Raw genomic sequence first — 11,763 nt, forward strand, 5'->3', positions numbered from 1 at the left:
TCGCCGTCGTCCGCCAGACATGCAACACGGCGCGCAGACGCCGGCTCAGTAAATGCTTTTTAATAGCGACACTTCCAACGGCGTGACGATAAGATCGGTCAGCCCGTCCACCATGGTTTTGAGATGCGCGGATTTGCTGTGTTTTTGCACAATTTCCTCACTTGCCCACTGCTCGACAAAAATAAAATGATCGGGCCGGACAATATCCTGATGCAACTGGTACTTCAGACAGCCTTCTTCCCGGCGGGTGGCTTCGATACAGGGTTTTATCACCGCTTTGATAGCTTCCGCCTTGCCCGGTTTACCTTCGACAACCGCCACGATATGAACCTCTGCAGACATAACATTCTCCAAATAACTGATATGAATTATTAACAATATGGGAATAGCCTGCTTTAATCATAACGATACTAATGATAAAAAGCACAATTAAAGGAATTCGATATGGCGGGAACCAGCCTGTTGGCGCTGCTTGATGATATAGCCTCGATACTGGATGACGTGGCGGCGATGAGTAAGGTGGCGGCGCGTAAAACCGCCAGCGTGCTCAGCGACGACCTGGCGCTGAACGCACAGCAGGTATCCGGCGTGAGGGCCGACCGTGAGCTGCCGGTGGTATGGAAAGTCGCTAAGGGTTCACTGATCAACAAGGCGATACTGGTGCCGCTGGCGCTGGTTATCAGCGCATTTATTCCCTGGGCCATTACGCCGTTGCTGATGCTGGGCGGCTCCTATCTGTGCTACGAAGGCGTTGAAAAACTGATCGAAAGCTGGCATCGCCGTCAGCAGAAAAAAAACCATGCTGAACCGGTCCCGTCCGCGCCGATGGCGGTGCTCAATGCCGATGCGCCGCCGATCGTCCCGGCCACCGCCGCGCAGGCCGCGCCGGCGGATGTGGCGCAGGGCGCTTCGGTGGCCCCGGACGAGACCCGCCAGACGGATGCGCCGGCGTCAGGATCCGGCGTCACCCCGGAAGATGTGCTGGCGCTGGAAAATAAAAAGGTTAAAGGCGCGGTGCGTACCGATTTTATCCTCTCGGCGGAGATTATCGTGATTTCATTGGGCACCGTGGCCAGCGCGCCCTTGATGAACCAGGTGGCGGTGATGGTGCTGATCGCCATCGCCATGACCCTGGGCGTCTACGGCATCGTGGCGGCCATCGTCAAAATGGATGATGTGGGACTTTACCTGAGCGAATTGCCCGGCCAGGGCGGCTCGCGCAAGCTGTTGCGCGCCATGGGGCGCGGGGTGGTCAATGCCGCGCCGCTGCTGATGAAATCCCTGTCGGTTATCGGTACCATCGCCATGTTCCTGGTGGGCGGCAGCATTCTGGCGCACGGCTTGCCCTGGACCCATGGCCTGATTGACCGCATGCAAGAAGGGCACGGCGGTTTCGTTGGCACCCTGATGACCAGCGCCACCGATATGCTGCTGGGACTGGTGGCCGGCGGGATTATCGTGGCGCTGGTGACGGCGGGTATGAAAATTGCCGGAAAAAGCCATGCATAATCGCCCGGCGTATGACTGCTGGCTGGCAATGCGGGTCGATTATTGCTGGTCGGGCAGTTTGTCGCCGGATTCCGGCGCGTTGGCCGGGTCATCCTTACTTTTTTGATCAGCCGGCTTGGCCGGCGCCACGGGTTGCGGCGCCTGCGCTGTCAGCAGTCCATCGGGCTTGCCAGGGTATCGGGTCTGGTTGCTGAACATTGTTTTTCTCCCGTGAATATTTTTTGCAGCGACATGCAAACATGCAAAATGTTGCGGTTAATGTTTACCTTGCCGCCGGCGGCTGGACCGGTCGGACACCACGGATTGCGAATATAGAATGAGTGTCCGCATTAAGTATAGACAGAAATAAAAATGATAGGGTGCTGATTCCATCATGATAAGCGGCTGGCATACAAGACAATAGGGAGAATAATCTTTATAAGCCTTATAAGTCTCTTATTTTTAGGTGCAAAAAGAGAATTGCGGCTTCGGTTGTTCCCAGCAGGTATCCCACGATTTTTAAATTATATGCAATAACGGGTTAAATAATGTGGCTTTAAATAATGTTTTTAATAAAAAACCTTAAATAATAGATAGTTAAGAAATTAATGCACCTACTTACGCTGATTCCTTGGGCGGAGTTTGTATCAATCTGTAAATGACGCTTGCCAGTATGAGTATGTCGGCTAGTATTAAATATACCTATGACATGATTTGAGTTGCCTTTCTGTTATTGGGTGGAAAGCAATTAAGTGGAGTAAAAATGCGGTAAACCGGATTAAATTATCGCAGTTTATTTTTATGCCGCTTTGAAAAGATACAGAATAATTGAAATTCACTTTATTTCAACCGGAGGTTTAAGATGGCTGAACAACATCGTGGCGGATCGGGCAATTTCGCGGAAGATCGCGCAAAGGCATCCAGCGCCGGCAAGAAAGGCGGCCAGGCGAGCGGCGGCAACTTTAAAAACGACCCGCAGCGCGCATCCGAAGCCGGTGAAAAAGGCGGGCGCAACAGCCATGGCGGCGGCAGAAAACCGTCGAAATAATAGGTTCTATGCTTGTTTCGTCGCTACATAATTATAATCTGTAAGTTAGGTGGCTATGCCTGTTCACAACAGAGTAATTATGTAATAGAAACAGGTAAAGGCGGTCGGACTTAACCAAGATCCGGCCGCGTTAATTCAAATACTATGCCATGACATAAACGATAAGCCCGACGCTCTGGTCGGGCTTATCGTGGTTTGGGCGCTTCCTGCGCCAGATGTCGGGTCGGAGACAATACAAAAATACCGCGTGCGCCGTCACCGGGTTTTGACGATACTGTTTGGATTGCCGGACCAGTGGGTCATTACCCAAGGACAAGAGACACGCTATGAGTGACGTCACCCTTTATCACAACCCCACCTGCGGTACCTCCCGCAATACGCTGGCGTTGCTGCGCGAACGGGGCATTGAGCCCAAGGTTATCGAATATCTGAAAACGCCGCCCAATCATCAGCAGTTGCAGACGTTGATCAGGGATATGGGCCTGCCGGTCCGCGCGTTGATTCGCACCAAAAACGATCCTTACCAGCAACTGGGCCTGGCGGAAGATCGCTGGACCGATGAACAGCTTATCGATTTTATGGTGCAATACCCGGTGTTGATCAATCGCCCTATCGTCGTCACGCCCCTGGGCACCCGGTTATGCCGGCCTAAAGAGGCGGTATTCGAGATCCTGCCGCCGGTTTGACCTTAGCGCGCCCCGAATTCCGCCACCACGCAGTCGATAAAACTGCGCAGTTTCGGCGTCAGCTGCCGTTGGGCGGCGAACAGGATATGCAGCGGCCGGGACGGCGCTTCATAGTCCGGCAATACCCGCATCAATTGGCCGGATGCCAGATAGGGACGCAGTATCACTTCCGGGCCGAGGAGAATCCCGCCGTCGTGAAGCGCGGAGGTTAACAGCGCCGAGCTGTCGTTAATCTGTAGCCGGCTTTGCACCCGAACCCGTTGTTCCTCGCCGCCGCGGGTAAAGCGCCATTCACTGAGCGGCGGACGCGACCAGAAGCTATAGCCCAGGCATTCATGGCGTTCAAGATCGCTTAATTGGCGCGGTAACCCGCAACGGGCCAGATATCCCGGCGATGCGCAGGCAATCATCCTGTAGGGTGCGAGTTCCCGGGCGGCAAGACTTGAGTCTTTCAGCGCGCCCAGGCGAATGACCGCCTCAAAACCCTCATCCACCACATCCACAAAGCGGTCGGTCAAGGTTAAATCCACCTTCACCGCCGGAAAGGCCAGCAGATAACGGTTAATCATCGGCGTCAGGGCGTAGGCGCCAAACGTCACTGGCGCGTTGACGCGCAGCTGGCCGCGCGGCGCGGCGCTGAGTTCAAGGGCTACGGACTCCGCCGCCTGCGCTTCGGACAGCACTATCTTGCAGCGCTGGTAAAACACCACGCCGATTTCGGTCAGGCTCTGCCGGCGGGTGGTGCGGTTAAGCAGGCGCGCCCCCAGCCGATCCTCCAGAAATACCACATGCTTGCCCACCATTTGCGCTGAAATATTCAGCGCCTCGGCGGCGGCGGCAAAAGACCCCCGGTCGGCGACCTTAACAAATACCGCCATGCTGGTCAGTCGGTCCATTACGGCGCTCCTGCCGGATAATTCACAACTGTAGGTTGCGGGATATGTTCTGATATGCCTGTTTATCGCAAAACGGTTGGTAATGTAAAGTCGGTCCTCGGTATTTTTTTTCTTCCAACTGGAGTTCTGACTTATGAAAATAGGCATTATCGGCGCGGGTTTTATCGGCCGCGCCATCGCCCAACTGGCGATGAAGCAAGGGCATGAGGTGATGGTCAGCAATTCACGCGGCCCGCAAACCCTGATGAGCCTGGTGGCGTCAATAGGCTGTTTGACCGGCACCGCGGCACAGGCCGCCGCCTTCGGCGAACTGGTGGTAGTCGCCATTCCCCTGAGAAATTACCTGCAAGTACCGGTTGCGCCCCTGGTCGGTAAAGTGGTGCTGGACGCCAATAATTATTATCCCGAACGCGACGGGCAGATGCCTGAGCTGGAGAATCAATCCATCACCACCAGCGAGCTGCTGGCCCGTCATCTTGTCGGGGCGAACATCGTCAAGGCGTTCAATTCCATCCGGGTTAACGATCTGGAACGCGACGGTATGCCCGCGGGCGCGCCGGGACGGCGCGCGCTGCCCATCAGCGGCGACGACGCGCAGGCAAAGCAGCAGGCCGCCGCGCTTATCGATCAATTCGGCTTTGATGTCGTGGATGCCGGGTCTCTGGCCGAGGGGTGGCGTTTCCAGCGGGGCAGGCCGATGTATTGCGAACGTTTCGATGCCGCCGGGCTGCAAAAAGCGCTGCGCGAAAACGATGAGGAGCATGTTATATCACGCAAAATGCGGTAATCTCCTTGCCCTCGATAATATTCATTGTTAAATCCGCGCGCGGAAATGAGCCAACGGATTCAGAGGGATGATAGTGGAACCAAAGCAGGAGTTGCAGCGCGGCCTCAAAGCCCGGCACATCGAACTGATTGCCCTGGGCGGCACCATCGGCGTCGGTTTATTTATGGGCGCGGCCAGCACGCTGCAATGGGCCGGGCCGTCGGTGCTGCTGGCCTATATTATCGCCGGGTTATTTGTCTTTTTTATTATGCGCTCGATGGGGGAGATGCTTTATCTGGAACCCATCGCCGGCTCCTTCGCGGTCTATGCCCATCGCTATATGAGTCCGTTTTTCGGCTACCTTACCGCCTGGAGCTATTGGTTTATGTGGATGGCGGTGGGGGTGTCGGAAATCACCGCCATCGGCGTGTATGTCCAGTACTGGTTTCCCGACCTGCCGCAATGGCTGCCGGCATTGGCCGCCGTCGCCCTGGTGGCGCTCGCTAACCTGGCCGCGGTCAGGCTGTATGGCGAAATCGAGTTTTGGTTCGCCATGATCAAAATCACCACTATCGTGGTGATGATCGCGGTGGGACTGGGTATTATCTTTTTCGGCATCGGCAACCACGGCCATGCGGTGGGGCTTGGCAATCTTACCGCCCACGGCGGTTTTTTCGCCGGCGGCTGGAATGGCCTGCTGTTTGCGCTTTGTATTGTGGTGGCGTCTTATCAGGGCGTGGAGCTGGTCGGCATCACCGCCGGCGAGGCCCGTAATCCCCAGGTGACCCTGCGGCGCGCGGTGAGCAAGATCCTCTGGCGCATTCTGATTTTTTACGTCGGGGCAATATTTGTTATCGTAACGATTTACCCTTGGAATCAAATCGACGGCGGCGGTAGCCCGTTTGTGCTGACCTTCGCCAAAATCGGCATTACCGCGGCGGCGGGCATTATCAATTTTGTTATCCTCACCGCGGCGCTGTCCGGCTGCAATAGCGGCATGTACAGCTGCGGCCGCATGCTCTTCGCCCTGGCGCAAAACCGCCAGCTGCCGGCGGCGGTAGGGCGGGTCTCGCGCAACGGCATCCCGGCGGTGGGGGTGATGCTGTCCATCGTGGTGCTGCTGTTGGGCTCGTGCCTGAATTATATTATTCCCAATCCGCAGCGGGTATTCGTTTATGTCTACAGCGCCAGCGTTCTGCCTGGCATGGTGCCCTGGTTTGTGGTGCTGATAAGCCAGCTGCGCTTTCGCCGGGCCCACCGGGATGCCATGGCGTCGCATCCGTTCCGCTCGGTATGGTTTCCCTGGTCCAACTACCTGACCATGGCCTTTTTAGTCTGCGTGCTGGCGGGCATGGCCTTTAGCCCGGACACCCGGTTGTCGCTGGTGGTAGGTTCGGCCTTTTTAGTCCTGGTTGCCGTAATTTACCGCGTGCTGGGATTTAATCGCGCGGCGCAGGCGGGGACGCCGAACGCCGGGTGATTGATTAAAATCTGAACGGCGTCACATTATTAACATCTGCCTCCGGGCGGCACTTGTTAAAATAACGCGCCGGCGGCATTATCAATCACTGTTGTCGGCGGCACCGCCGCCGTCCAGGTAAAACCTAAACTCCTTGTTTCTCTCGCTGTATCAGCGGTGGCAAACAAGCGGTTTAGGTTTTTTTTCGCCCCCAGCCGGCAAAACGCCCCGCCGTGTCTGCCCGCCGGCAAGATACTCTGTTGTTTTTCAGCGCCGGATAATGGTTTTACCGCACAAACAGCGGCGGATTCGGTTTGCAGCGGATTTTATCGTGGCAACGCCGTTTTTGCACCGTGGTTTATGCCGTTATTTTACTAATATGCCGGGTTTTAACCTGGTTAATTGTTAATATTTTATTAAATATCACCATGGTGAAGCAATAAAGCAGCGTTAACGCCTGAGTTTGGTGCAAAAAAGCACGGCGACCGCGGCTTTATCGGTCGCGATGGCGGAAGATAATTTTATTTAATTGATCTATAACGCTATTTAGGATTGGAGTCTATTTGGCATAACCTGTGCTAGGTAGTGGTATCGCGCCAACCCCCTGGCCGCCTCTGTCCGTGGAGCAACGGGTCCGCAGCATCGGTGGGGCGCACCCTTAACCCTAACTGTTTAATGAGGCGTTGCTGATGGAAATTCAAAAACCTTATCTGCTGTTCCTGGCGGACGCGCACGATCGGCTGGCGGCGAAAGTCGCCACCGGCATTCGCCACTGGCATCCGGAATACTGCGTCGGCCAATTGCGCATGGACGGTTGCCAGGTGGATTGCGGCCTGCCCGATCTGGACATTGCCGCCGCCCGGGCCATGGGCGCCAAAACGCTGGTGATAGGCGTGGCCAATCGCGGCGGGGTGATTGCCGGGCATTGGGTCGAGGTGCTGCGCGACGCGCTGGAAAACGGCATGGACCTGGCCGCCGGGCTGCATAATCGCCTGTCGGACGTTCCGGTACTGCAAGCCACGGCGCAAAGGCTTGGCCGCTCGCTGTTCGATGTGCGCCACACCCGCGCCGCTTTGCCGGTGGGCAACGGGCGCAAGCGCGCGGGTAAACGGTTGCTGCCGGTGGGCACCGACTGTTCCTGCGGTAAAATGTATACCGCGTTGGCCATTGAGAAGGCCATGCTGGAACAGGGCAGAAAAGCCACGTTTCGCGCCACCGGCCAGACCGGCATCCTGGTCAGCGGCGCGGGAATCAGTATCGACGCGGTGGTGGCGGACTTTATCGCCGGCGCGGTGGAAACCCTGGCGCCGGACAACGAGCCGGATCATTGGGATATCATCGAAGGGCAGGGGTCGCTGTTCCATCCGTCGTTTGCCGGGGTCACCCTCGGGCTTATCCACGGCGCGCAGCCTGATGCGCTGGTCTTGTGTCATGAGCCGACGCGTACCACTATGCGCGGCGTCGATTATCCGCTGCCCGACCTGGCCGATTGTATGGCGCTGAACCTGCGGGCGGCGCGGCTGACCAACCCGCAGGCGCGATTTGTCGGCATCTCCGTTAACAGCGCCCTGCTGCCGGAGGCGGACGCGTTGGCCTATATGGCGGAGTTGGAAACATGCTACGGTTTGCCGGTGGTGGATCCGTTCCGCCAGGGCGTCGCGCGCATTATTGAGCAACTTTAACCACGGCGGAAGAATCCATGAGCAGAATTGTCTATCTTAACGGCGACTATGTGCCGGAGCAGGACGCCAGGATCTCCATCTTCGACCGGGGCTTCCTGTTCTCCGACGCGGTCTATGAAGTCACCGCGGTATTAAACGGTAAGCTGTTGGAAAACGAGGGCCATATCGCCCGTCTGGTGCGCTCCTGCCGGGAGCTTAAACTCTCCCTGCCCGTTACGCCCGCTGAACTGGACGCGATACAGCGGGAGCTTATCGCCCGCAATCAACTGCGGGAAGGCGCGGTCTATCTGCAACTGAGTCGCGGCACTACCGGCGATCGGGAATTTGATTTTCCGCCGGCCGGCACTCCGCCTACGCTTACGCTGTTTACCCAGGCGCGGCCGGTTATCAATAATGCCAAGGCTATCAACGGCATCCGGGTGGTGACGCTGGAGGATATCCGCTGGCACCGCCGCGACATCAAAACGGTGGGACTGCTGGCGCCTTGCCTGGCCAAGGAGTATGCCCATGCCCAGGGCGCGGACGATGCCTTCCTGGTGGAGAACGGGCTGATAACCGAAGGCAGCGCCTGTAACGCGTGGATTGTCACGTCTGCCGGCACCCTGGTGACCCGGCCGCTCAGCAACGAGATTTTGCACGGCATAACCCGCCGTTCGCTACTGATGCTGGCCGAAACCCATGCTATCCCGTTTGAGGAACGGGCATTCAGCGTTGAGGAGGCTTATGCCGCGCGGGAGGCGTTTATCAGCTCCGCCACCACCTTTATCTGGCCGGTTATCGGCATCGACGGCAGGACGGTGGGGGACGGCGTTCCCGGTCCGGTAACCCGGGCGCTGCGGGCGATATATGTGGATATGGCGCTGCGGGCCACCGCCTGATAATAACGCCCCGGGCCGGCAATGCCGCGGTTTCGCCGGCCGGGGGCGGTGTATCCGCCCTTATTTTGGTATTCCGGTCCTTTATTTTCAGGCCCGTTCTTTATTGCTGATGATTTTTATGGCAATAAAACCGGCGCGGGCGGTTAATTTTTTCTTATCAGTAAATATTAGTCAGCGAAAGTGTTGAGGCGCCGCTTTTTATTATCTCAAGGTTCAGAAATACGTTGGTGTTTACCAACTATTTTTTAACGCTAAATCGCCAGGCGGCATGTGCCGCGGCGCGCCGATAATTAATGTGATACATGTCCTATTTGTTATTAAAATTAGACTTTAACGTTAAAAGATAGTCTTTAATAGACGGTATCACCGAAATGGTGCAACCGCGGCGCCGGCGCCGTTTTCCGGCGGCACAAGCGCACTGAAAGGGGGCGGCGCGGCGCCCGCCCTGATGATAGCTCCCCGGAGCGAAACGGTCTGTGCCTCTAATGTGCCGGAAATTTGCCATTATGGCCGGATAATTGCTTATTTTGTTGGGGTAAATACCCGTCGTCTTCATGGGTTGTACGTTTAAGCTTCAGGATTTATGGTCCACGCCTCGGGCGTTTTGCTGAAACTGTATAAAGGAACCAGATGATGTCAATGAAATTGATAAGAACCCCGCTTTCCGCCCTGCTTATCGGTTGCCTGGGCGCGGCTTTCTCCGCCCATGCCGATGTGGTTATCGGCGTTGCCGGGCCGTTTTCCGGACCCAATGCCACCTATGGCGATCAATACTGGCGCGGCGCTTCCCAGGCGGCCGAGGATATTAACGCCGCGGGCGGCATCAAGGGGGAAAAAATTAAGCTGGTGCAAGGAGATGACGCCTGTGAACCCAAACAGGCGGTGGCGGTGGCCAACCGGCTGGTGGATCAGGAACACGTGAAGGCGGTGATTGGCCACTTCTGCTCCTCATCCACCATGCCGGCGTCGGAAGTCTATGACGAGGCGGGTATTATCGCCATCACTCCCGGCTCCACCAATCCGCAGATTACCGAGCGTGGCCAGACCGCCATGTTCCGTATGTGCGGGCGGGACGACCAGCAGGGACTGATTGCCAGCAACTACATTATCGATAAGCTGAAGGCGAAAAAAGTGGCCATCATCCACGATAAGGACACCTACGGCCAGGGCCTGGCGGATGCCACCAAGGCGGAGCTGAACAAACGCGGCGTGAAGGAGGTGATGTATGAAGGCTTGTCGCGCGGTGAAAAAGATTTCAACGCGTTGGTGACGAAAATCCGCGCGCTGGATCCTGACGTGGTCTATTTCGGCGGCTGCCATCCCGAGGCGGGTCCCCTGGTGCGCCAGATGCGTGAGCAGGGCGTCACCGCTAAATTCTTTTCCGGCGACTGCGTTGTCACCAGTGAACTGGTCACCGCCGCCGGCGGTCCGCAGTATACCAACGGCGTTTTAATGACCTTCGGCAAAGATCCCCGCGTTATTCCCGACGGCAAGGCGGTGATTGAGAAGTTCCGCGCCGGCAAGTTTGAACCTGAAGGGTACACTCTCTATTCCTATGCGTCGGTACAGGCTATTGCCGCGGCGTTTAACGCCGTCGGCGGCAGCGATTCCGCTAAGGCCAGCGCGTGGCTGAAGGCCAACAGCGTGGATACGGTCATGGGCAAAAAGGCCTGGGACAGTAAAGGCGATCTGAAGGTATCCGATTACGTGGTTTATCAATGGGACGACCAGGGTAAATATCACGAAATCCCCTAAAGCCACCATGGGCTAAAGGTAATGCGCCAGGCGGAACCTGGGCCAGGCGCCGGGGTTGTCCGTGGGCGTCGCCGCTGACGGGCCGGCCCCGACGCCATGTTTTCCGGGGGAAAATACCCCGCGCGCCGTGCGGTGGTCGCTTTTCTGGCCGCCGGGCGATCTGTAAGCAAGACGAGACGGTGTAACTATGGATTCTTCCTTCCTGCAGCAAATGTTTAACGGCCTGACACTGGGCGCCGTCTACGGTTTGATCGCCATCGGCTATACCATGGTGTACGGTATTATCGGCATGATCAACTTCGCCCACGGCGAAGTCTATATGATTTCCGCCTATCTGTGCGCCATCGCGCTGGCGCTGCTGTCGTTTTTCGGCCTGCATTCGTTTCCGCTGCTCATCCTCGGCACCCTGGTGTTTACCATCGCGGTTACGGGCGTCTACGGCTGGGTTATCGAGCGCATTGCCTACCGGCCCCTGCGCAACTCTACCCGGCTGGCGCCCCTAATCTCCGCCATCGGCATGTCGCTTATCTTGCAAAACTATGCGCAAATCAGCCAGGGGCCACGTCAACAGGGTATTCCCACCATGCTGGACGGGGTGCTCAGGTTCCACATCGGCGACAGCTTTGTCCAGCTCACTTATACCAAGATCTTTATCCTGGTGGCGTCGCTGCTGGGGATGCTGGCGCTAACCTATATTATCGGCCACACCAGGCTGGGGCGCATGTGCCGCGCCACCCAGCAGGATCGCAAGATGGCCTCGATCCTCGGCATCAATACCGACCGGGTTATTTCCTGGGTATTTGTTATCGGTGCCGCCATGGCGGGGCTGGCCGGGGTATTGATTACCATGAACTACGGCACCTTTGATTTTTATGCCGGTTTTATCATCGGCATTAAGGCATTCACCGCTGCGGTGCTGGGCGGTATCGGCTCGCTGCCGGGAGCCATGCTGGGCGGCCTGATCCTGGGCGTCGCCGAGGCGCAGTTTTCGGGCATGGTCAATTCCGATTACAAAGATGTATTTTCATTTTCCTTACTGGTGGTCATCCTTATTTTTCGCCCGCAGGGTCTGCTGGGCCGGCCACTGGTGGCTAAGGTATAAAGG

12 protein-coding genes are annotated in these 11,763 nt (G+C 56.9%); 9 read left to right on the forward strand and 3 right to left on the reverse strand.

The genetic code is table 11. The features are described 5' to 3' along the window. Nucleotides 1-45: 45 nt before the first annotated feature. The gene (locus tag ABUK12_RS20110; RefSeq protein WP_410013466.1) at nucleotides 46-342 is read right to left on the reverse strand and encodes a putative quinol monooxygenase; all 297 of its coding nucleotides are present in this window, start codon (nucleotides 340-342) and stop codon (nucleotides 46-48) included. A 102-nt stretch (nucleotides 343-444) separates the two neighbouring features. On the opposite strand from ABUK12_RS20110, the gene ABUK12_RS20115 reads away from it, so the two are divergent. Then, nucleotides 445-1,509 carry a DUF808 domain-containing protein gene (locus ABUK12_RS20115; RefSeq protein ID WP_410013467.1) on the forward strand — a complete coding sequence of 355 codons (1,065 nt, stop codon included), beginning with the start codon at nucleotides 445-447 and terminating at the stop codon, nucleotides 1,507-1,509. Between the two features lie 39 nt (nucleotides 1,510-1,548). Here the strand turns inward: ABUK12_RS20115 and ABUK12_RS20120 are convergent, their stop codons facing one another. Further along, a complete protein-coding gene (locus ABUK12_RS20120) occupies nucleotides 1,549-1,707 on the reverse strand; it encodes a hypothetical protein (protein ID WP_410013468.1) in 159 nt (52 codons plus the stop codon). 643 nt (nucleotides 1,708-2,350) lie between these two features. Here ABUK12_RS20120 and ABUK12_RS20125 point away from each other — a divergent pair. Both ABUK12_RS20125 and arsC read left to right on the forward strand, forming a co-directional pair. Next, on the forward strand, nucleotides 2,351-2,536 hold the full coding sequence (locus ABUK12_RS20125) for a general stress protein (protein ID WP_410013469.1): 186 nt from the start codon (nucleotides 2,351-2,353) through the stop codon (nucleotides 2,534-2,536). Between the two features lie 326 nt (nucleotides 2,537-2,862). After that, nucleotides 2,863-3,222, forward strand: coding sequence for an arsenate reductase (glutaredoxin) (gene arsC, locus ABUK12_RS20130; RefSeq protein ID WP_410013470.1), 360 nt, complete (start codon nucleotides 2,863-2,865; stop codon nucleotides 3,220-3,222). Nucleotides 3,223-3,224: 2 nt separating this feature from the next. Here the strand turns inward: arsC and ABUK12_RS20135 are convergent, their stop codons facing one another. Continuing rightward, nucleotides 3,225-4,118, reverse strand: coding sequence for a LysR family transcriptional regulator (locus ABUK12_RS20135; protein WP_410013471.1), 894 nt, complete (start codon nucleotides 4,116-4,118; stop codon nucleotides 3,225-3,227). Between the two features lie 133 nt (nucleotides 4,119-4,251). Here ABUK12_RS20135 and ABUK12_RS20140 point away from each other — a divergent pair, with 133 nt between their 5' ends. From ABUK12_RS20140 to ABUK12_RS20165, 6 genes are all read left to right on the forward strand, one after another. Further along, entirely contained in the window at nucleotides 4,252-4,905 is a 654-nt protein-coding gene (locus ABUK12_RS20140) for an NADPH-dependent F420 reductase (RefSeq protein WP_410013472.1), read from the forward strand. 70 nt (nucleotides 4,906-4,975) lie between these two features. After that, nucleotides 4,976-6,364, forward strand: a complete 1,389-nt coding sequence (thrP, locus tag ABUK12_RS20145; RefSeq protein ID WP_410016729.1) for a bifunctional threonine/serine APC transporter ThrP — start codon at nucleotides 4,976-4,978, stop codon at nucleotides 6,362-6,364. A gap of 668 nt (nucleotides 6,365-7,032) precedes the next feature. Next, nucleotides 7,033-8,025 (forward strand): N-acetyltransferase DgcN, encoded by a 993-nt coding sequence (dgcN, locus tag ABUK12_RS20150; RefSeq protein WP_410013473.1) that lies wholly within the window; start codon nucleotides 7,033-7,035, stop codon nucleotides 8,023-8,025. Between the two features lie 17 nt (nucleotides 8,026-8,042). After that, nucleotides 8,043-8,903 carry a D-amino-acid transaminase gene (locus ABUK12_RS20155; RefSeq protein ID WP_410013474.1) on the forward strand — a complete coding sequence of 287 codons (861 nt, stop codon included), beginning with the start codon at nucleotides 8,043-8,045 and terminating at the stop codon, nucleotides 8,901-8,903. Between the two features lie 633 nt (nucleotides 8,904-9,536). Further along, a complete protein-coding gene (locus ABUK12_RS20160; protein WP_410016730.1) occupies nucleotides 9,537-10,658 on the forward strand; it encodes a branched-chain amino acid ABC transporter substrate-binding protein in 1,122 nt (373 codons plus the stop codon). A 187-nt stretch (nucleotides 10,659-10,845) separates the two neighbouring features. Then, entirely contained in the window at nucleotides 10,846-11,760 is a 915-nt protein-coding gene (locus tag ABUK12_RS20165; protein ID WP_410013475.1) for an ABC transporter permease subunit, read from the forward strand. The last annotated feature ends 3 nt before the right edge of the window (nucleotides 11,761-11,763 follow it).

The sequence above is a fragment of the Sodalis sp. C49 genome (assembly GCF_046352915.1).
GTDB lineage: Bacteria > Pseudomonadota > Gammaproteobacteria > Enterobacterales > Enterobacteriaceae > Acerihabitans.